The sequence below is a fragment of the Anaeromyxobacter soli genome, assembly GCF_022808855.1.
In the GTDB taxonomy this organism is placed as follows: domain Bacteria; phylum Myxococcota; class Myxococcia; order Myxococcales; family Anaeromyxobacteraceae; genus Anaeromyxobacter; species Anaeromyxobacter soli.
Genome location: NZ_JAKZLF010000029.1, coordinates 54,182 through 74,677, shown reverse-complemented (window position 1 = coordinate 74,677; position 20,496 = coordinate 54,182). Strand labels below are relative to the sequence as shown.

Annotated in this window: 17 protein-coding genes; 4 read left to right on the top strand and 13 right to left on the bottom strand. The window is 70.1% G+C overall.

Annotation, left to right across the window (positions count from 1 at the left end):
* Positions 1 to 116 (bottom strand): transposase (locus tag MLV88_RS18070; protein WP_243338262.1); only part of this gene is annotated, 116 nt, incomplete at its 3' end.
* Between MLV88_RS18070 and MLV88_RS18065 the strand changes: the two genes are divergently transcribed.
* Positions 97 to 3,507: an RHS repeat-associated core domain-containing protein gene (locus MLV88_RS18065; RefSeq protein ID WP_243338260.1), complete on the top strand. Its 3,411-nt coding sequence runs from the start codon at positions 97 to 99 to the stop codon at positions 3,505 to 3,507. The genes MLV88_RS18070 and MLV88_RS18065 overlap by 20 nt on opposite strands.
* 549 nt (positions 3,508 to 4,056) lie before the next feature.
* On the opposite strand, the gene MLV88_RS18060 is transcribed toward MLV88_RS18065, so the two are convergent.
* Genes MLV88_RS18060 through tnpA form a run of 4 tightly spaced genes read right to left on the bottom strand, consistent with a single transcriptional unit; the run spans position 4,057 to position 7,001 of the window.
* Complete coding sequence (locus MLV88_RS18060; RefSeq protein WP_242338719.1) at positions 4,057 to 4,620, bottom strand: plasmid pRiA4b ORF-3 family protein; 564 nt, start codon at positions 4,618 to 4,620, stop codon at positions 4,057 to 4,059.
* Between the two features lie 37 nt (positions 4,621 to 4,657).
* Positions 4,658 to 6,196, bottom strand: coding sequence for an IS66 family transposase (gene tnpC, locus MLV88_RS18055; protein WP_242338718.1), 1,539 nt, complete (start codon positions 6,194 to 6,196; stop codon positions 4,658 to 4,660).
* Positions 6,197 to 6,215: 19 nt separating this feature from the next.
* Positions 6,216 to 6,611, bottom strand: a complete 396-nt coding sequence (gene tnpB, locus MLV88_RS18050; RefSeq protein WP_242338716.1) for an IS66 family insertion sequence element accessory protein TnpB — start codon at positions 6,609 to 6,611, stop codon at positions 6,216 to 6,218.
* 3 nt (positions 6,612 to 6,614) lie between these two features.
* On the bottom strand, positions 6,615 to 7,001 hold the full coding sequence (gene tnpA, locus MLV88_RS18045; RefSeq protein WP_242338715.1) for an IS66 family insertion sequence element accessory protein TnpA: 387 nt from the start codon (positions 6,999 to 7,001) through the stop codon (positions 6,615 to 6,617).
* Positions 7,002 to 7,078: 77 nt separating this feature from the next.
* On the opposite strand from tnpA, the gene MLV88_RS24830 reads away from it, so the two are divergent.
* Positions 7,079 to 7,327, top strand: a complete 249-nt coding sequence (locus MLV88_RS24830; RefSeq protein WP_374109396.1) for a colicin D domain-containing protein — start codon at positions 7,079 to 7,081, stop codon at positions 7,325 to 7,327.
* A complete protein-coding gene (locus tag MLV88_RS18040) occupies positions 7,327 to 7,563 on the top strand; it encodes a hypothetical protein (protein ID WP_242338713.1) in 237 nt (78 codons plus the stop codon). The genes MLV88_RS24830 and MLV88_RS18040 overlap by 1 nt, the downstream gene beginning before the upstream one ends.
* Before the next feature lie 414 nt (positions 7,564 to 7,977).
* On the opposite strand, the gene MLV88_RS18035 is transcribed toward MLV88_RS18040, so the two are convergent.
* The 8 genes from MLV88_RS18035 to metH all read right to left on the bottom strand — a co-directional run bounded on the left by MLV88_RS18035 (position 7,978) and on the right by metH (position 19,234).
* Complete coding sequence (locus MLV88_RS18035) at positions 7,978 to 8,622, bottom strand: hypothetical protein (protein WP_242338712.1); 645 nt, start codon at positions 8,620 to 8,622, stop codon at positions 7,978 to 7,980.
* A 20-nt stretch (positions 8,623 to 8,642) separates the two neighbouring features.
* Positions 8,643 to 9,560: a HAMP domain-containing protein gene (locus tag MLV88_RS18030; RefSeq protein ID WP_242338710.1), complete on the bottom strand. Its 918-nt coding sequence runs from the start codon at positions 9,558 to 9,560 to the stop codon at positions 8,643 to 8,645.
* 52 nt (positions 9,561 to 9,612) lie between these two features.
* A complete protein-coding gene (locus MLV88_RS18025; protein WP_242338708.1) occupies positions 9,613 to 10,386 on the bottom strand; it encodes a roadblock/LC7 domain-containing protein in 774 nt (257 codons plus the stop codon).
* Positions 10,387 to 10,388: 2 nt separating this feature from the next.
* Entirely contained in the window at positions 10,389 to 10,712 is a 324-nt protein-coding gene (locus tag MLV88_RS18020) for a hypothetical protein (protein WP_242338706.1), read from the bottom strand.
* A gap of 67 nt (positions 10,713 to 10,779) precedes the next feature.
* Positions 10,780 to 12,699: a protein kinase domain-containing protein gene (locus MLV88_RS18015; protein WP_242338704.1), complete on the bottom strand. Its 1,920-nt coding sequence runs from the start codon at positions 12,697 to 12,699 to the stop codon at positions 10,780 to 10,782.
* Between the two features lie 11 nt (positions 12,700 to 12,710).
* Positions 12,711 to 14,813 carry a DUF4388 domain-containing protein gene (locus MLV88_RS18010; RefSeq protein ID WP_243338258.1) on the bottom strand — a complete coding sequence of 701 codons (2,103 nt, stop codon included), beginning with the start codon at positions 14,811 to 14,813 and terminating at the stop codon, positions 12,711 to 12,713.
* Positions 14,814 to 15,289: 476 nt separating this feature from the next.
* On the bottom strand, positions 15,290 to 15,682 hold the full coding sequence (locus MLV88_RS18005; RefSeq protein ID WP_242338700.1) for a GFA family protein: 393 nt from the start codon (positions 15,680 to 15,682) through the stop codon (positions 15,290 to 15,292).
* A 99-nt stretch (positions 15,683 to 15,781) separates the two neighbouring features.
* Positions 15,782 to 19,234 (bottom strand): methionine synthase, encoded by a 3,453-nt coding sequence (gene metH / locus MLV88_RS18000; RefSeq protein WP_242355621.1) that lies wholly within the window; start codon positions 19,232 to 19,234, stop codon positions 15,782 to 15,784.
* A 188-nt stretch (positions 19,235 to 19,422) separates the two neighbouring features.
* Between metH and amrS the strand changes: the two genes are divergently transcribed.
* Positions 19,423 to 20,496, top strand: coding sequence for an AmmeMemoRadiSam system radical SAM enzyme (gene amrS / locus MLV88_RS17995; RefSeq protein ID WP_242355619.1), 1,074 nt, complete (start codon positions 19,423 to 19,425; stop codon positions 20,494 to 20,496).

Below are 20,496 nucleotides of genomic sequence, written 5' to 3'. Positions count from 1 at the left end.
TAGAAGGTCGTCTCCGTGATGCCGAGGCGGCGCACGACGTCCTGCACCTTGGCGCCCGCCTCGACCTCCTTCAGGACCTTGATGATCTGCTCGTCGGTGAACTTGCTCTTCCGCATCCGTCCTCCACGATCAGTAGAGGACTCACGCTTCGACCCGTCCAGTTTTCGGGGGGCAGGTCATCGGTACTACCTCTACGACGCGTTCGGTCGGACCGTCGCGGTGTCGAAGCAGCCGTTCGCTACGAGTACCGACGCCTCGACGGCGGCCTATGTCCCCCGCGCCAGCGGCAGCTCCTCCGTCGTGGAGGTGACGCGCTACCTCGACTCGGTGATGCCTCGCGCAGTCGAGACGTATCGGTTCGCGGTGGCCAAGGCGTTCTCCACGACTGAGGGGTTCACCGATTCCGACGACGTCATGAAGTCGACCGTGTACCGCGACGGCTTGGGCCGCGTCATCCAGGTTCGGGAGCGCCTCGGCGGCGCACCTGGCGGAGCCGCGGATGCCGCAGCCCAGGTGAACCAGGCGGTCCGTGGTGTCAAGGTCTCAAAGGCTCTCGTGCTGGACGGCGCCGGCCGCGAGCGCGCGTCGCTCGAACCGTTCTATGCGGATGGCGAATCCTATGTGGATTACACCGTGGACGGGGCCGTCCCCGTGGTGCGAGCGACGATCACGACGTACGACGACGAGCTCGCCTCGTTCGGCTACACGCGACGCGGAGCGGCCTGGTGCACTTCGTACCAGGTCATCACGGGCGGGAAGATGCCCGGGCCGGCGGCGGATTGCGTCTCCGACTCGTCGAACACGTCGCGGTTCCGACTCGCGACGGAGACCCGGACGACGATCCGAACGATCTCCGGCGGTACCTACGGCCTCTACGTCGCGACGGAGGTGATCCCCCCGGACGTGAACGCGATCGGAGGCTCGACGCCTCGCGTGACGCTCGCCGGTCCTGGGGGTGAGCAACTCGGCTCGATCGATGGCGACGGTAACTTCACATGGATCGAGCGGGACGTGATGGGGAGGGAAGTCGCTTCGTGGCGCGAAGGCGCATCGCGGAGCATCCGAACGCCTATCCCGGTGAGCACGATCAAGTACAACCTCGCGGGACAGGTCGTCGAGACCTGGGACGCGAACTTCCCGACCGTCGCGCAGACGAATACGTATGACGAGGCAGGCAGGCTCTCGTTCGTCACGAAGGACCCCAACACAAAGGAAGGAATCGCCTACGTGTACGGGGCGGGCGGTCTCGGGCGCGTGACGGAGGTCCGCGAGGTCACGTATCCGGGAGGCGTCACGACGGAGCGAGTGCTCGCCCAGAACCACTACGACACGGGCTACGGGCCCGACTACACGTTCGTGTCCGGAAAGCTCTCCTGGACGCTCGACGGAGACGGCAATACCTTCGTCGCGTACGCGTACGACGACGCGGGGCGCGTGTCCCGCCGAGACCAGTGGTTCGGGCCGCTCGGCCAGTCGAAGCGCTTCACGGTGAACTCGACCTACGGGGCGGACGGCCGTGTGCTCGACTCCTGCGTCGTGAACCCGTTCGACGCCTCCCGGATCTTCCGCTACAAGGTCGAGTACGACTCCGCTGGGCGCCCAGTGGTGCTGTCGGGCTCGTACCGCGCAGACTGCGGGGGGACGGACATCGCTGGGACGTCGGCGAAGATCTACGAGGCCGTCCTGGGTACGAACGTTTACGGTGCGTACGATGCGCTCGGGCGCGTGCCCGTGATGAGGGCGGACGACGGCCGCGTGGTGAGCGCGCGCGTGTACGGAGCGAACAGCGGAGCGCTCGTTCGCGAGTGCAAACGGTTCTCGAACGACGTGAGCTGCGTCGGGACGTCACTCGAAGCGCAGAAGGACATTTACCGCACCGACGCGGTGGACGCGACGTACCGCGGCGCGAAGCTCGCGAGCTACTCGGACGCGGCGACCGGGACGAGGTACCAGAACGCGTATCTCTCGAGCGGCCGGCTGCAGAACGCGATGGCGACACCGACGAGCACGGTGGGCGACCTGACGCAGGACTGGACGGCGGCGTTCGTGTTCAACGGCATCGGCAATCTCGATGGCATCGCCACAACTCGCGATGCATCGAGCGGGAACGCGCGGACGGACTACTCCTGGACGGAGCGGTACGGTTACGCGTCGACGTCTTCCGGAGAGCTGCTGGACCGGGCCGTGGCCATGACGTCGTCCGGTACCGTGCCGCCGACGAGCGCTGGGACGACGGCGTACGCGTACGATCTCCTCGGCCACCTCACGTCCGTGACGCGGAGCGCCGGAGAGAGCGAGAACCTGTACTACGCTCCAGGCGGCGAGCTCCTGTACCGGCAGATCGGCGAGCGCTTCGTTTTCTATGTCGGCGAGTACGCAACGGTCACCGCGCGCGGCGCGCCGGGGTGCGGCGCGAGCTGCACGCCGCAACTGTCAACGGTCGAGCTGGACGCCCACGTCGTCTTCGCGGGGACGCGGATCGCGAGCGTGAAGCCGTCGCGGACGCTCTACTACTACCGGACGCGCCTCGGGACGGTGATCGCGACGAGCCTCAGCGGCGGAGTTGTGGGGGCGGCGTACCGCTACGACGCATATGGTGCCCTCGATGCAGTAACGAACGAGACCGAGGCGACGCGCTCAGAGCTGGGTTACACCAATGCTTTATTGTTAAGCGGATCGCTCATTTATCTGAAGACTCGTGTTTATGACACCAAGGCGCGATTGTTTATACAGTCTGACATTGTCGACCGCCTCAGGTACGCATACGTCGCCGGCGACCCAGTCAACTCGTCAGACCCGACGGGCCTCGCAGCAATTGAGAGCGCCCCTTCGATGACGGTCTCGATAATCCAGGATGGGAGCGTGTGGCGAGTCGTCGAGCGGGATAACAACACAGGACGTTTGACGGTGACCGCCTGCTACGACGCTCAATTCCCAGGGGACACGGCAAGCCGCGCAAAGTTCGCGCAGCAGATCGCGCTTCAGAGCGAGCAGGGCTCCGTGGAATATGAGCCTGCGGCCGCACCGTCCAGTCGGGAGCAAGGGACATCGTCAGTCCGCGCGACGAGCACTAATGGAGCGTCTAGGATTCCAACCACGTTCGAGGCAAGGAAACCCGGAAAATCGCCGCCCGGCAAATGGCCGGATGAAGGTCCGCCAGAGGAGGCGGTGGGCAAGAAACCGAAATGGAACCCGGAAGGCTACTGGGAAGGAAAGGGTGATCGCAAAGTGACATGGGACGATCGATCTCACGGGACAGGTGTCGATCGTGGCAAGGGAAAGCAAGACGGACACTGGGATGACGAATCTTCGAACAACAGATGGGACCGATACGGGAACCTGCTGCCGGGCTCGCCCGATCTCAAACGGGCTGAATCCCTACGGGCAGCAGAGGCAGCGGCAGCTACGATTGGGGCCGGCTATGTGATATACCGTGTCGTACGTTTCGCGCCGTCTCTGTTTCCGGCCCTATGGCCCACTATTCCTGTGAATGCCGTGGTACCCTGAGCACCTATTATGAAGCTTCCGAAGCGCTTTGAAACGCTCATTGAGTCCGGCCCCGGAGAAGTGCCGGACTTCTGTTGGCTCGCATTCGCCGTGTGCGCGCTGGGCGAGAACCCGTGCGGCTGGTCTGGATGGATCCTTGACGGTGTATTTCGGTCAGTCGTGGGCGAACAAGCACGCGACGATTCGCGCGTATCATTGCCCAGCAGCGATTCACAGACATGCCCAAGCTGCGGCGGCACGCTCTTTCGCACGGGTCACGACGTAAGGATGGACAGATCCGCCTCTCAAGACAAACGCCTGAAGCTAGGCACGGATTACGATCTTGCCGACGACGTCGAGTACGCGTAATTCGTAACTCCTCGCCGAAGCCGGTCGTGACCAAAGGGATCCCGAAACGCCCGACCCAGAGTTCCGTCGGGCGAACGATCCGGCCGAATCGCGGACCGCGACGATCACGCCTCCGGCGGTCTGCGCCCGCTTCTGCACTGAAGCCAGCGACCGCGACGTGCAGGGTAACCGCCCGGCGGCCGACGTGTTGACTGCGAACGGCTATCGCCGACCGAAGCGGAAGGCCCGATTCACGGCGTTCGCGTCGAAGCCCGCCGGGTCGAAGTACCCGCCGAGCCAGGTGACGATGCTGTCGTGCTCCTCGTCCTTCGGCGACTTGAGTACGCGACACAGTTCCTCGTAGCCAGTCGTGCCCCCGCAGTCCTCGGGAGGGCATGCGCGCTTCCCATCAACGCAGAGCGGGTAGTGGTGGCGAGGATCGGGTTCGAGAACGTCCTCGAGGTCCACGAGGTGCTCCCAGTCGTCGCCGTAGTCGTACCGATAGAGCAGGCGCGCCCCTTTGCTCGGGAGGACTGCCGCAAGCTTCACCTTTCGCTCATCCTTGAGGTCGTCGGCGTCCTCCTCGATCCCGAACATCCCGTAGCGACCCGACCAAGTCTCGAAGCAGTGGAGGTGCGAATCGGTCCACCCCATCGCGTCTTGAAGGACGGCGTGGAACTTCGCGAGCGTCATCTCGGCTGGGACAAGGAGCCGCCGCCAGACGGCGGGAGCCGTGTCCTGGAGCGTGACCTTGAGCTGGTAGATCTTCTTCTTCGTCGCGGCCATGTCCCGCAGGCGTACATGGCCTCCGCCCGCGAGGCAATCACTGAGGGGCGGCAGGTTTCCACCGGTACGGCAGCAGCTCGTCGATCCGCGAGGCCGGATGGGTCTGCACGCGGATGAGCACGTCGGCGAGGTAGTCGACCGGGTTCACGCCGTTCGCCTCGCACGTTGCGATGAGCGAGTAGAGCCCAGCGAGGTTCTCGCCGGCCTCGTTCGTGCCCACGAAGAGGAAATTCTTACGGCCGAGCGCGGCGACACGAAGCGCGCGCTCGGAGGCGTTGTTGTCGATGGGAAGGTGCGGGTCGGTGAGGAAGAGCGTCAGCGCGTCCCACTGGCCTACCGCGTAGCTGATCGCCTCGCCCATCGGTCCTTTCGGCGGGTGCCGCGGACGCTCGGCGTCGAGCCACGCCTTGAAGTTCTCCATCACCGCGCGGCTCTCGGTCTGGCGCATCTCGAGGTGCTCGGGCGTGCCGAGGAGATCGGCATCGAGTGCGGCGCGCTCGATCCTGTAAACCTCGAGGATGAAGACCATCGCCTGTATCGCGGCGTCAGGCGCGACCGACTGGCCATCGAAGAACTTTCGCCGGACGTGCGCGAGACAGCCGGCCCGGACGCGCCGGCCCGGCAAGGTGACGCGGTCGTATCCCTTGTACGCGTCGGCGACGAGCTTACCCGCGGTGCCCTCGAGCACGCGGTCGGGCGTCTCACTCGAGCGGCTCGGCGAGAAGACGTACGCGATCATCTCACGCTCGTCCTCGTCCTTTGCGATGAAGCTCCAGAGCCAGGAGCGCCGCGTCTTCCCCTTCGCCTGCACGCGGTGCGATGTCTCGTCGGCGAGGACGATCTCCTTCTCCGCGATCACATCGAGCAGCCGGTCGGAGATGGGCTTCGTGATCTCGGCGGTCCTGTGGAAGTAGTCGCCGAGCGTCGAGTCGTTCACCTGCACGCCGACTCGGCGGTACGCCTTGGCCTGGCGGTGGAGCGGCAGGGCGTCGGCGCACTTGGAGACGGCGACCTGCGCCATGAAGGTCGGGCCGACGCGCGCCTTGTCGAAGACCTTCGTCGGCCCGTCCGCCGTGATGACTGTCTCGCCGCACTTGCAGCGCAGCTTCTCCTGGATGTGGAGCTGCCGCTCGACGATGGCGGGGACGAGCTCGAAGAGCTCGCTCATCGCGCCGTCGCCGAGCTTCGAGAACTCGTGCCCGCCGCACTTCGGGCAGACCTTCTGGTCCTCGCGGACCTTGTGCTCGATCTTGCGGGTGACGAGCTGGCGCTTCTTCTCCGCGTTCTCCCGACGGGTCTGCAGGGCCGCGATGCGGTCGGCCTCAGCGCGCGCGGGGTCGCGGATCGCCGTCGCGAGCGGCGTGATCTTCTCCGACCGCTTTCCAAAGACGTGCCGCTGGAGCTTCTCGACGGTGTCCTTCACCGAGGCGAACTGCTCGCTCAACGTCGAGAGCGACTCGCTCTGAGCCTGGATCGTCTGCGCCTGGGCCGCGATGGTCTTCTGGGCGGCGTCGAGCTGGATGGCGAGGCTCTCGGCCTGCTCGCGCCACTCGCAGTCGTGGTCGCCGCTCCCCATCAACCATGTTCGATCACAATCAGATCGGCTTGTCCATGGGACGGCTGGTCGGACGATCCGCCTGGGACGGCGGCTCCCAGTGCGCGGGACGTCGGACGCGGCCGAACTCGATCCCGTCGAGCAGCATTGCGAGCTGCGTCGAGTCGATCTCGACAGCCATCGTGTCCTGCCCGATGTGCGGCAGCTTGAACTGCCCGCGCTCGAGCCGCTTGTAGAGCAGGACGAACCCGCCCTTGTCCCAGGCGAGGATCTTCACCCGATCCGCCCGCCTCGAGAGGAAGACGAACAGGTGCCCGGAGTAGGCGTCCTGCCGGAGCTCCTCCTGGACGACGCTCATCAGGCCGTCGATGGACTTCCGCATGTCTATCGGGTTCTTCCCGATGAAGATGCGGACGGACCGCGGGATGGTGATCACGGGCTACAGGGCCGCGGCGAGGGCCCGGAGGTACCTGAGATCCGTTCCCGCGGGGAAGCGGACTCGGACGCCGGACGGGAGGGCCAGCTCGAGGAGATCGTCGCCAGGGGCCGCCGCGATCACCGTGGTCCGCGGCTTCGCCGCGGACGTTACCACGCGCACCGGCAGCAGACGCGAGCCCTTCTCGGCGCTCCCCTGCGCGGGGGCTTGATCAGACGACTTCGCCGCCTCCGTCACGAGCGGACGCGATTCCTTGCGGAGCCGGTAGATCCAGTACCGCAGGTGACTGAGCGAGATCCCGCGCTCCGTCGCGAACTCGCGCTGCGTCAGGTCGCTCGACTCGAAGTCTGCGACGAGCTTCGTCCACCGCGTCCGATCCTGCTCGGCCATGCCGTCCTCCGTCGTGAACGGAGGAGCATCAGCCCGGCCGGTCAGCCCCGCCAGACGTCGATCCCCGGGCGGTTACCGTGCAGGGCCGAAGCGCGATCCCTCGGACCGAATACTGGAACTCTGGGTGGGGTCTTCTGAACCAGCACATCAACAGGCCCGGTGTTCGCGCGATTACGGGCACGTACCGAGGCAATCCGGTCACCCACTATCTCGACCCGCAGACCGGACTGAACGTCATTGCCGACCCCGCTGGAAATTACGTGAGCGGCTGGCGGCTCGGGGCGGAGCAGGTCGAAAGCGTCCTCACCAACGGGAGGCTCTTCTGATGAAGACCGAATCCGGGGTCATGCTCTCGTTGACCCATGACCAGGCGCTAGTCCTTTTCGAGTGGTTGAGCAGAGAAGACGGCAGGAGCGGCCTCCCGACTGAGCATCAGGCAGAGCAGAAGGTTCTTTGGGAGGTCGAAGCTCAACTCGAGCGGGCGCTCGCAGAGCCGCTGCAGCCAGTCTATGCGGCGGCGGTTTCCGCTGCACGGGAGCGTCTGATCTCCGAGGGGACATAGACAAGCTGTTAGGCGGTAAGCGCGCGGAGATGGACGTCTGGTGGTCGATGATCCTCACGGCCCTCAACTAAGGAGAGCGCGATGCGCGAGTCGTAACACCTCGCCCCACTCCGTCGTGACGCGAGGGCGAGCGCCGTCGACAGTGGGTGCCCGCGCGCCCATCAGGGACTAAACGCCCGACCCAGAGTTCCGTCGCGCGACCGATCCGGCCGAATCGCGGACCGCGATGATCACGCCTCCGGCGGTCTACGCCCCTTCGCACCCAGGACCAGCGGCAATAGCGGCGATCCCACGGACCGAATGCTGGAACTCTTGGTGGAGTTTTCCGTTTTGGGCGACGGCCGCGGGCGGCAGCGCAGGCGAGGGCGCCGGTCGATGACCGGCGCCGCCCGTACGGCACGCTGACGCCTCCCGTCAGCGCGAATCGACGGCGCGGTAACCGATCCGCACCGCGCCCCAGTGGACCCCCCGGACGAAGATCGGCACGGACAGATCCGCCATGGTCTCGCCGGTGTCTCTCTGGTAGCGCTGGATGAGGAACGGTGCCTCGCTCCGCGCGGCGGCGAGGCCGGTCCGGTCGTTGAAGATCCGCTTCGTGCGGTTGTTCACGAGGTCGTTCGCGAGGTTCCCGGTGAGGGGCTGCGAGTAGCGCTGGTTGTGCGTGGGGAGGTAGCCGTTCCGGTCGACCATCACCGCGAACTGGATGACGGCCGACTTCGCGAGGACGCTCTCCTCGATGGGGAGGATGTCGCGATCGGAGAGGCGGTCCCACTCTGTGGTGAACTTCGGGGGATCGGTCGCCGGGATCGGGTAGTAGAGGAAGCTGAACAGCCGCTCCTTCGTGACCTCCTTGTCGATCCAGCGGTCCAGGGCCGCGGCGCAGCGCGCGGCGAAGTGGGTCGCGAGGTCGAGCATCTCGCGCTCCTGGGCCGTGAGGCCGTCGGCGGACGTCACCGTGGCCGGGATCACGCTGGGGCGCGGCTCGCCCGCGAGGGCCGGGGAGGCGGCCGCCAGCGAGAGGGCGACGATCGCGAAGCGCGTGCGGGACATGGGCACCATGGTCGATTCTCCTCGTGCGCCTAGTGGCCGAGCCGTGCCATCGCCGCCTTCATGCTGACGCGCAGGCGATCGATGGTCTTCGTGAGCTGCCCGATCTCGTCGACCGCGTCCGACTTGATGGGCGTGTCGAGCGCCTCGCCGAGGCTGATCCGATCGGCCGTCTCGGTGAGCGCCACGACGGGCCGCATCGCCCGCCGCACGACGACGAACATGGCCCCGATCGTCACGAGCGCGAAGCCGCCGAAGACGAGGAGCAGCGACAGGAGGAGCTGGCGCTTGTGCGCGCCGATGCGCTCCATCGACACGCCCACCCGGAACCCTCCCCAGTGCTTCCCCTTCACGTAGATGGGCGAGGACACGTCCCACATCGTCTCGCCGGTGTCGCGCTGGTACTCCTGCAGGAACGAGGGCTGCACGTTGCGCGCGGCGGCGATCCCCACCGGGTCGTCGAACATGCGCTTCGTCCGGTTGCCGACGAGGTCCGCCTTGGCGTCTCCGGTGAGCGGCTTCTGGTAGCGGGTGTTGTGGGTGGGCAGGTAACCGCGCTCGTCGACGCCCACCGCGAAGACGAAGTCCTCCTGCTCGAGGACCTTGTCCTCGAACACGAGCACGGCGCGATCCGTCATGGCGTCGTAGCGCGTGTGGAACTTGGGGTGCGGGCCCCAGTCGTATCCCTTGATGGGCGTGTAGCTCTGGTCGAAGACGTCGGCGACGGTGAGCTGGCCGCTGTCGATGGCGTCGTCGAAGAAGCTGCCGTACTGCCGCGCGCCGAGGGAGGCGGCGACGCGCGCCTTCTCGAGAGTGAGCTCCTCCATTCGTCGTGTCTGCCCGACGGTGATGACGGTGGCCGCGATCGCGGTGAGGACGAGGGCGAGCGCGGCGAGCTTCAGCGAGATCGTGGCGGCGAGGCTCGCGCGCACGGATCGAACGATGGACATCGACTCACCTCCCGGGCCGCCGCCAAGGCGACCCGCCTGCGGGTGAATTGCGCTAGGGCTTCTTCTCCAGCGTGCGGAACCTGAGCCGGTCTCCGGCGTCGAGCGCTTCGCGGAACGCGGCGCGGTCCGCCGCGTCCTCGATCTGGGCGGCGAGGTCGTCGACGAGCGCGCGCGACGCCGCGAGCGCGAACGGGTGCTCCGGGGAGACGCGGTGGACGCCCTCCTCCACGTAAACCTTCGAGATCGGCCCCACGTACCGGGCGAGCTCCTTCGCGCAGCGCGACAGGAACGCGGCCGAGGCGGGGTCGGCGACGGCGATCCGCGAGAGGCCGCTGCTCGAGACCTTCGACCAGCTCAGCCCGGAGTTCGCGAGGACGGGCTTCGAGTCGGAGGGGAGCACCGAGGAGGACGCGGCCGGCGGCGGCGCCGCGGAACCGCCGAGGGTCTGCGACGAGGACGCCGCTCCCCCGCCCTCGAGGGCCTTCTTCAGCTTGGCCGTGGCCACGCGGATCGCGACCGTCGCGAACGACGGGTTCAGCGCGGCGTCCGCCACGAGGGCGAGGACGTGGCTCTTCCCGTCGCGGGAGAGGCCGAGGCTGCGCAGCAGGAGCTTGCCGTCAGCGAACTGGGCGGTCATCGACTCCCAGTCGCCCTGCTGGAGCTGGACCGCGTCCACGGCCTTCACGAGCCAGCCGCTCACCTGCTGGCACAGGTCGCGGTCGTAGATCGTGCGGCCGCGATGGGCGACGAGCTGCCCGTCCGCGTCGAACACGAGCGAGGCGTTCACGCCGGGGAGGTCGAGGAGCGACTGAAGGATCGTGTCCATGGTCACCTCCGCCCCTGGAGCGCGTCGTCCCAGGCCTTCTCGATCGCGGCCAGCGCGGCCGGGCGCGCGACGCGAGCCGCGATCACGTGGCCGCCGCGCAAGAGAACGGCGTGAGCGTCCGTCGCGCCCGCGAGCGACACGCGCTCGAGGGCGCCGAGGCCGAGCTCGCTGCCCACCTGGCCGACGAGGCTCGCGAAGAACCCCATCACCGCGGCCACGCCCTCCCCATCCGGCTCCTCGACGTCGTCGAGGAACGTGCCGGCGAGGTCGCCGAGCACGGCGCTCTTCACCTCGGGTAGACCGCTGATCAGCGTCAGGTCCGACATGGGCTCGCTCCTTGCGACGGAAGGCCGGCCGTTCCGCAGTGCGACTGCCTGGTTCGCATCGGTGTCCTCACGTTCGCGACGTCCTTCCCCGCGGCCAGGGAGGAAGGCCCGCGCCACGGCGGCACGCGTCGATGACGTCGGCGACCTCGGGCGGCGGCCAGCGGTCCGGCTGCCGAGGCAGCGCCGCGGCGGCGCGCTCGGACCAGCGCTCCTCGTCGGACGCGACCCACGCGTGCCACGAGCGGAGGACGCGGCGCCGCTCCGCGGCGGCGAGCACCAGCATGTTCTCGGCGATGCAGTCCACCCGGCCGAGGACGCCGTCCGAGCGAAGCGCGAGGAGGAGCACCGCGTCCGGCGAGACCACGATGGGAGGGGCCCCGCGCGCGAGCGCCGCGTCGATGGCGCCCCGCACGTACGCCCCGATCACCTGGGGATCGAGGGACGGCACCGCGAGCTCCGGGCCGCGCCCTTCGGGGAGCTCGATGCCACCCCGAGCGAGGGCCTCGACGAGCCCGGGCGCGCCCGCGAGCAGGACCTTGAACGATCCGGACCAGCGCGCTGCCTCGAGGACCCGCGCCACCCCCGCCGCGCAGGGCGGCGCCGCGGTCACGCCGTCGAGCACGAGGAGGGGCGTCGCCCGGCGGCGCTGCTCCTCGACGAACCGCTCGACGAGCGCGTCCAGGCAGGCCTCCTCGGACGCCTCCTCCGCCATCCCCGCCGCGCGGCAGATGCCCTGGACGAGGCCGCGTGAATCGACACCGGGCGCGGCGGCCACGACGAGCGTGAGCCGCTCGCCGGCGAGCTCACGCGCGAGCTCCTGGCACAGCGTGGTGCGCCCGCTCTCGCCCGGACCGGTGAGCGCGACGAGGAGCCGTCCCTCGTCGCCGACGGCATCGGTGAGCTCTCGCCGGATCGCCGCGAACGGCTCGCCCCCGCGCGGGCCGCCGGCCTTGTCGCCGCCCACGAACGGGCGGTGGACGAACCCGAGCGCCTCCGCGAGGAGGCGCGGCGCCGGGGCAGTGGAGGGGGCGGGCGGCTGCGCCCGCGCCGACGAGGTACGCGCCGTCATCGGGGCTGCGGAGCGGGGCGACCCGCCGGCCGCCGCGATGTCCTGCAGCACCCTCCTCCCCTCCCAGAGAAGGAGCTGCGCGGACGCGTGCCGCTCCCGCGGCGCCTTCGCGAGCGCGCGAGCGAGGAGGGCGGCGCACGAGGCGGGCAGGCTCGGCACGAGGGCGCGGACGTCGGGCACGCGCTCGCGGAGGTGGCCCTGCTCGACCGCCGCGACGTCGGGACCCGGGTACGGAGGGCGGCCGGTGAGCAGGTGGAAGTACGTCGCGCCCAGCGAGTAGATGTCAGAGGCCGCCGTGGCCGCGGCGCCGCTCCAGATCTCGGGAGCGGTGTAGTAGGGCGTGCCGACGCGCAGGTGGGCGGTGCCGATGCGCAGCTCTGCCGAGCCGAGGGCCATCCCGAAGTCGCCGAGCTTCGTGACGCCGCCGTCGCCGACGAGCAGGTTCGCGGGCTTCACGTCGCGGTGGATGACGCCGGAGCGGTGAGCGGCCTCGAGCGCCGCCGCGGCCTGCAGGAGGATGTCCGTCGCCACCTCCGGAGCGAGCCGCCCCCGCGCCGCGACCACGGCCTCGGCGGAGGAGCCGACCACGTACTCCATCGCGATGTAGCAGTGATCGCCGTGCCTCGCGGCGCCGTAGATCTGGACCACCCGCGGGTGGTTGATCCGCGCGACGAGGCGGGCCTCGGTGAGGAACCACTGGACGGGGTCGTGGCCCTGCGCGTCCGCGACTCTCCACGAGAGGATCTTGATGGCGGTGGGGCGGAGCAGCGCCTCGTCCTTCGCGAGGTAGACGACCCCCATCCGGCCGCGCCCGATGAGCCGCTCGAGCCGGTAGTTCCCGAGCTTCACGCCGACGAGGCGCGTCAGGTCCTCCTGCTCGGGACCGCGGGGCTCGTCCGTGGGGGAGGTCCGGTTCATGCGAAGGAGACCTAGAGCTCCACGCCGCTCGCGGCGGGGCGGGCCTGCTCGTCCATTTCCTTGAACACGTTCAGCAGGACCGCCTGGGGATCGAGCGCGACGGAGAGCTGTGCCGAAGTTTCGCCTCCCTCCGGCTCGCGGTTGAACGCGAACTCGCCGTCGGTCCAGCCGACGAGCTCGCGGATGGCGAGCGCGACCTGCTGCTCGAGCGCCTCCTTCACCGCCGCGGCGTCCGCGATGCCCTCGCGCACGAGCACCTCGCCGATCACCGGGTCCGGCTCGTCCTGCACGGCGTGCAGCGCGAAAGGCGAGACCTTCCGCGCGCGGAGGAGCAGCTCTCCCACCCTGGGCGTGCCCGGGGAGGCGCCGCCCGTGATCCAGCCGTCGCGCAGCCTGAGCGCCGCGACGCCCCGCGCGCTGCTGCACACGAGGAGCCCGGTGCGCCTGGCGCTGCGGAGGAACTCGAGCAGGTCGGGGAAGGCGAAGACGCTGAGGCGACCCGAGAACACCGCGTCGAGCGTGCCGAGCGCCTGCGAGCCGCGGGCGAGGAGGGTGGACCCGGAGAGCTGAGGGACGGGCGGCGGCTCCCGCGGCGCGGCCGGCGCGGCGGGGGACGCCACGGAAGCCGCTGCCACCACGGCGCGGAGCGCCGCGGGACCCCTCGCCGGCCGCTGCGCGTGCGAGATGCACCCGAGCCCGAGCATCACCGAGGCGCGATCGCCCGGGGCGAGAGGCTGGCCGAGGAGGCCGCGGAACACGCTGCCCGCCTCCGCGTACTTGCCGACCTTGAGCAGCATCCACGCGAGCGCGTCGCGCGCGGGGACGAACCGCGGCCACGCGTTCGCGATGCGCCCCAGCGCCTGGATCGCGCGCGCGCTCGGGGGCGCGTCGTGCTCCCGCAGGTACTCGCTCGCGTCCGCGCGGCTGACGGCGTCGCCGCGGATCGCCTCGATCACGGTGCGTACGCGGTCGGCGGCCGGCGTCTCCACGGCCTCGAGGATCTTCTCCGCCGCGGCGACGTCATCCCGCAAGAGCGCCCGCCGCGCGAGGAAGACCGCCGGCTCGTCCCAGGCCGCGTCGAGCGCCGACGCGCGCGAGGCCGCCTCGGCGGCCTCCTGCTCGCGCTCCAGCGAGGCGAGGGTGCGCGCCTCGGAGAGCGACACCTGCGCGGCGCCCCAGGCATCCCCGAGCCGCTCGAACAGCGCGCGGGCGTCGGCGAACCAGGCGAGGGCGCGCGACGCGTCGCGGTCCTGCGAGAGCACGTCGCCCGCGAGCCACTCCGTGACCGCCCTCGACTCGAGGTCGAGCTGGCGTCCGAGTGGGAGCGCCTCCTTCACGTGGGCCCGCGCCGAGGGGAGGCTCCCGCTCTTGAGCGCGGCGCGCGCGCTCCAGTAGAGGGCGAGCCAGCGGAAGGAGAGGTTTGGCTGCGCGCTGACGGTGAGCTCGCGGAGCGCCCGCTCCCCCCCGATGCCATCGCCCGCCAGGATGCTCCCGACGCCCTCGAGGAGGCTCTCGAGCGTGGCGGCGAGCGCGTCGCGGTCCACGGGCTCGTCCCCCGCGCGCGCCGGAGCAGAGGGCGGACGCTCGCCGAGCGCGGCCGCGAGCGTCACGGCCTCGCTGAGGTGGCCGCGCACCATCGCGCGGCGCAGGGCCGCGAAGCGGTCGCTCTCGGCCGAGCGGAGTCTCGGCCCGGACGCCGACGCGGCCTGGCCGCCGGTGGCGCCGCTCGCGACGGGCGGCGAAGGGATCGGAGGCGGCGTGGGCCGGGTGAGCCGCGGGGCGGGCACCGCGACGGCCTCGCGCGACCACTGGTGGAGGGCCGCCTCCACGGCCTTGGTCGCCTTCGAGGGGTCGAGCGCGAGCCGGAGGAACCCGTCCGCCCGGGCGGCGATCGCGGTCGCGCTGCCCGTGCACTTGAGGAGCACCGACTCGAGCCGGGAAAGCTTCGCGGCCTCGCCCGCGGCGGTGAGCGCGTTCAAAGCCGCGGCCGTCTGCGCGGCGAGGTCCGCCGCGGCCGGCGTGCCGGGCGACGCGTCGAGGAGCGCTCCGCGCGCGTCGCCGAGGAGGCCGCCTCGCACCTCGGGCATGGCGCGGAGCTGCTCCGGGAGCGTCATGGGCCGCCTCGCCGAACGAGGGCGCTGCACCGGGGCCGCGAGCTCCCGTCGCCCGACGACGCGAAGGCCTCGTCGGTGAGAACGCGCTCTGGCGAGGACGTGAACATCGTTCCCTCGGGTCCGGGTCGTGCCGCGCCACCGGGCGACGGCCTGCGACAAGACGCCGCGATGTTAGGGAGCGCTGTTTCAGCATGTCAATGCGACCATTCACTACCAGTTTATCGGTCGATATCAGACCGTCCCTCGCTCGCGCGACAGGTCGGAGCGGCGTGCGCGGGCCCATCGGCTCCAAGGGCGCCGAACTCCTGGAGCCGGGTCCCACAGAGACCGACCGCGCCCCACCTTCGCGGACACACGCACGCGCCCGACCCAGCGGCGCGCACGCGCACGCCCGACCCAGAGTTCCGTCGCGCGAACGATCCGGCCGAATCGCGGAACGCGACGGTCACGTCTCTATCCGGATTCCCTGGTGCGACCTATTCCTCGGAGCGACCCGTGCCGCCACGATCGCGGTCGTACCGTCTCGTGAGCGGAAACGGCGGCAACCAGGACTCGCGACGGACGATCCAGCTCTCGTAGGTCGGCATCAGCTGGTCCGGGGCATCCAGGGATCCCAGGTTCACCTCGACCTCGTCTGCGGTGCGTCCAAAGACGGACGAGCCGCAGCGGAGACAGAAGAACCGACCGGCGTAGTCGCCGGTCTCGCCCTCGATCGTCACCGCATCCTGAGGAAACACCGCAGAAGCGTTGAAGAGGGCCCCGTGATGCTTGCGACAGTCGAGGCAGTGACAGATGCCGACGCGGTACGGGCGTCCCGATGCCACGATGCGGACGTTGCCGCACAGGCAACCGCCGGTGAATCGGTCCATGCTCCGTCTCCTCTCGAGCCGGTCGGGGGGCAGTGACGTGCGCGGCTGCGAAACCTCTCCGCCCGGCTGTTCTGTCCCGATATGTGACCGGCCCGCGGTCTACCCCGCCACCCGCTCCAGCCCGCGCACGAGGAAGTAGATCGCGTCCGGGTGGTGCAGGACGATCGCCGAGGTCGACGCCTCCGGCACCATCTGGTTCGCCTCGGTGAGCGAGACGCCGATGGTCCGGTCGGGCTCGAGCAGCTTCCAGACCTGACGCTGGTCGGCGAGGTCCGGCCAGGACGGATAGCCCGGCGAGTAGCGCTTGCCCTGGCCGTCGGGGAGGCCGAGCTCCTTCCGCACCTGGCGGTGCCAGTACTCGGCCATCGCCTCGGCGGTCTCGACGGCGAGGCCGTGGAGGAAGAGCGCGTGGGTGTAGTCGCCCCGCTCCTGCGCCTCGTGCGCGATCCTGGAGGCCTGGTCACCCACCGTGACGACCTGGAAGGCGCACACGTCGGAGCCGCGCTCCTCGCGGAACCAGTCCGCCATGCAGAGGTTCCGGTCGTCGGGCTGGCGCGGGAGCTTCAGGCGCGCGACCTCGGCCTTTCGGTGCACGGGGTCGAGCACCACGAGGTCGTTCCCCTCGGCGTGGCAGGGGAAGTACCCGTAGACGACCTTCGGCACGAGCCAGCCCTGCGCCTGGGCCTCGCTCTTCAGCTCCTCGAGCTTCGGCCCAAACTCCTCGCGGATGAGCTTCTCGTACTCCTCGCCCTTCGCCTTCACGCCCCACTGCAGCTTGAAGAGCTCCGGCAGGTCCAGCATCGGCCACACGTCGGCGAGCGCGATCTGCCCGGCGGGCACCACGCGCGGCCCCCAGAACGGCGGCGCCGGGACGCGCGGCGCGGCCGCCACGGACGACCCGCGCTTCGTGGGCGCGGGCGGCGGCGCCGGGGAGGCCGGCAGGTCGCGGTTCGCGATGGCCTTCTGCAGCACCCCGTGCTTGAGCGCGTCGCGCTTCGCCGGATCGACGAGCTGCTCCACGATCTCGAGCCCCTCGAAGGCGTCCTTCGCGTAGAAGACGCCGCCCGCGTAGGGCGTTCCGCCCTGCGTGAAGTGGGTCTTGTAGCCGAAGCGCCGGTTGATGGCCGCGCCGCCGATGATGATGGGGAAGGCGAGGTTCCGCCGGGCGAGCTCCTCCACGCAGAACGGCATCTGCTTGGAGGTTGAGACGAGCAGGGCGGAGAGGCCGATGGCGTCGGCGTTGGTGGCGACCGCCTTCTCGATGACGGTCGCGACCGGCACCTGCTTGCCGAGGTCGTGCACCGTGAAGCCGTTGTTCGAGAGGATGGTCTTCACGAGGTTCTTGCCGATGTCGTGGACGTCCCCGTAGACGGTCGCGAGCACGACCGTGCCCTTCGTCGAGCCGGCCTTCTTCTCGAGGAACTGCTCGAGGTGGGCGACCGCCTTCTTCATCACCTCCGCCGACTGGAGCACGAAGGGGAGGATGAGCTCGCCCGCGCCGAACCGGTCGCCGACGTCCTTCATGGCCGGCAGGAGCACCTCGTTCAGCACCGAGACCGCCGAGCGGCGGGTGAGCGCGTCGTCGATGAGGGCCTCGATGCCCTCCGGGCGGCGGTGCAGGATCTGGAGGTGGATCCGCTCCTCCGCGCTCTTCCCGCCCGCGCCGGCGAGCGGGTCCACCGCCGCCTTCTCGGGCGCGCCCTTCGCGCCGAAGTGGGCGATGAGCCGCGCGAGCGCGTCGGGGCGGCGGTCGAAGAGGAGGTCCTCGGCGAGCGCGCGCTCCTCCTCCACGATGGCGGGGTAGGGGCGGATGTCCTTCGGGTTCACGATGGCGAGGTCGAGGCCCGCCTGCACCGCGTGGTAGAGGAAGACCGAGTTCACCACCTCGCGGGCGCCCTTCGCGAGGCCGAACGAGACGTTCGAGACGCCGAGGGTGGTGAGGACGCCCGGGTTCTCCGCCTTGATGCGCCGGATCCCCTCGAGCGTCTCGAGCGCGCTCCGGCGGTACTCCTCGCCGCCGGTGGCGAGCGTGAAGGTGAGCGCGTCGAACACCAGGCTGTCCGGCGGGACCCCGTAGTCCGTCGCGATCGCCACGGTGCGCCGGGCCACCTCCGCCTTGCGCTCGGCGGTCTGGGCCATGCCCTTCTCGTCGATGGTCATCGCGACCACCGCCGCCCCGTAGCGCCGCGCGAGCGGGAGGATCCGCTTCACGCGCTCGCCCGACTTCTCGAGGTTCACCGAGTTCACGATGCAGCGGCCCGGGTACACCTTGAGCGCGCCCTCGACCACGTCCGCCTCGGTCGAGTCGATCATGAGCGGCGCGTCCACCGACTGGGCGAGGAGCTTCGCGAGGGTGCGCATCTGCGCGCCCTCGTCGTCGCGCTCGTTGAGCGCCACGCACACGTCGAGCACGTGGGCGCCGGCGTCGACCTGGCCGCGCGCGATCTGCACGAGCCCGGCGTAGTCGTCGGCGAGGAGCAGCTCCTTCACCTTCTTCGAGCCCTGGCTGTTGAGCCGCTCGCCCACGATGAGCGGCCGGGGCTCCATGGCGAGCGGGACCGCCTTCATGGCGCTCGACAGCTCCGCGGCGGCCCGCGGCCGGGACCGGCGCGGCGCGCGCAGGCCGCGCACCCGCTCGACGACCTTGCGCATGTGCTCGGGCGTCGTCCCGCAGCAGCCGCCCACGATCTCGACCCCGTACTCGGCGATGAACCCGGCGAGCGCGTCGGCGAGCGCGTCCGGCGAGAGCTTGTAGACCGCGTGCCCGTCCTCGTTCTCGGGCATGCCGGCGTTCGGCAGGACCGAGACGTAGTGGGAGGACCGCTCCGCGAGGTAGCGCACCGAGGCCCGCATCTCGGCGGGGCCGGTCGAGCAGTTGAGCCCGACGGCGTCCACCGGCAGCCGCTCGAGCGTGGCGAGCGCGCTCGCGACGTCGGTGCCGAGCAGCATCCGCCCGTTCGCGTCGATGAGGGTGGGCTGGGCGATGATGAAGACGTCGCGCAGGCACTCCTTGCGGCAGGCGTCGGCGGCGAGCACTGCGGCGCGCAGCTCCAGCATGTCCTGCTGGGTCTCGATGATGATCGCGTCGACGCCTCCCTCCACGAGCCCCTTCGCCTGCTCGAAGAAGATCCGCTCCAGCGCGTCGGAGGTGATGTTCCCGAGCGCCGGGTCCGAGGAGGACGGCAGCATGCCCGTCGGCCCGATGGAGCCGGCCACGAAGCGCGGGTGCTCCGGGCCGTGGAAGCGCTCCGCGGCCCGGCGGGCGAGGATCGCCGCGCGGAAGTTCACCTCGTAGGTCCGGTGCCCGAGGCCGTACTCGTCGAGCTTGAGGCGCGAGGAGCCGAACGTGTTCGTCTCGACGACGTCGCAGCCGACCGCGAAGTAGCGCGCGTGGATGTCCTCCACGAGGTCCGGGCGGGTGAGGGTGAGGAGATCGTTCGCGCCCTCCTTGCCGCCGAACTCCGCGGCGGTGAGCTGGTGGCGCTGGATCTGGGTGCCCATCGCGCCGTCGAACACGAGGGGGCGGCGGTCGATGGCTTCGCGGAAGGTCACGGGGCGGTCCTCGAAAATGGCAGGCCCGCGCGAGCGGCGCGGGCCGTCCTCGACTGATAGCACCGCCATGCGCGTCGATCGAGCGCGCGGACGGCTGGCGCCGCGGGACGACGGGCCGGCGGACCCGCGGGCGAGGCCCCGCCGGCCCGCCCGCTGCCCCGTCCTGGGCGGGCGACTACGATCCGTCCATGCTCCACGAGGCGCGCCACTGGCAGCCCGCCGCCGACGGGCGGGTGCTCTGCTCGCTCTGCCCGCGCGCCTGTCGCATCGGGGAGGGGCAGGCCGGGTTCTGCTTCATCCGCCAGAATCACGGGGGCCGGCTCCTCACCGCCGGCTACGGCCGCTCCACCGGCTTCGCGGTCGATCCCATCGAGAAGAAGCCGCTCGCGCACTACCTGCCCGGCTCGAGCGTCCTCTCGTTCGGCACCGCGGGCTGCTGCCTCGGGTGCCGCTTCTGCCAGAACTGGGACATCTCCAAGGCCCGCCTCGACGCGAGCGCCGCCGAGGACGCGTGGACGCCGGAGCGGGTGGTGGACCTCGCCGTCGCGCGCGGCGCCCCGGGGATCGCCTTCACCTACAACGACCCCATCATCTGGGCGGAGTACGCCATCGACGTCGCCCGCGAGGCACACGCGCGCGGGCTCTTCACCGTGTTCGTGACGAGCGGCTACGTGGCCGGCGAGGCCCGGGCCGAGATCTTCCGCCACATGGACGCCACGAACGTGGACCTGAAGGCATTCACCGAGGACTTCTACGCGCGCATCACCCTCTCGCACCTCGCGCCGGTCCTCGACACGCTCGCCTGGCTCGCGCGGGAGACGGACGTCTGGGTGGAGGTGACGAACCTCCTCATCCCGGGCCTGAACGACGCGCCTGACGAGACGCGGCGGCTGGCCGACTGGGTGGCGGAGCACATGGGCCCGGACGTGCCTGTGCACTTCACGGCGTTCCACCCCGACTACAAGCTGCTCGACCGCCCCCGGACGCCGCCGGCGACGCTCACCCGCGCGCGCGCCATCGCCCGCGCCGCGGGGCTCCGCCACGTCTACACCGGCAACGTCCACGATCCCGAGGGCCAGACCACCTACTGCCCGCGCTGCGGCGCGCGCGTCATCGAGCGCGACTGGCACGCGGTGCGGGCGGTGCGGATGAAGGGCGGCGCCTGCGCCGGGTGCGGCGAGCGGATCGCCGGGCGCTTCGCGGAGGGGAAGGTCGCCCCGACCGCGGGAAGGCGCGTGATGCTGGGGCTGCCGGAGCGCTGA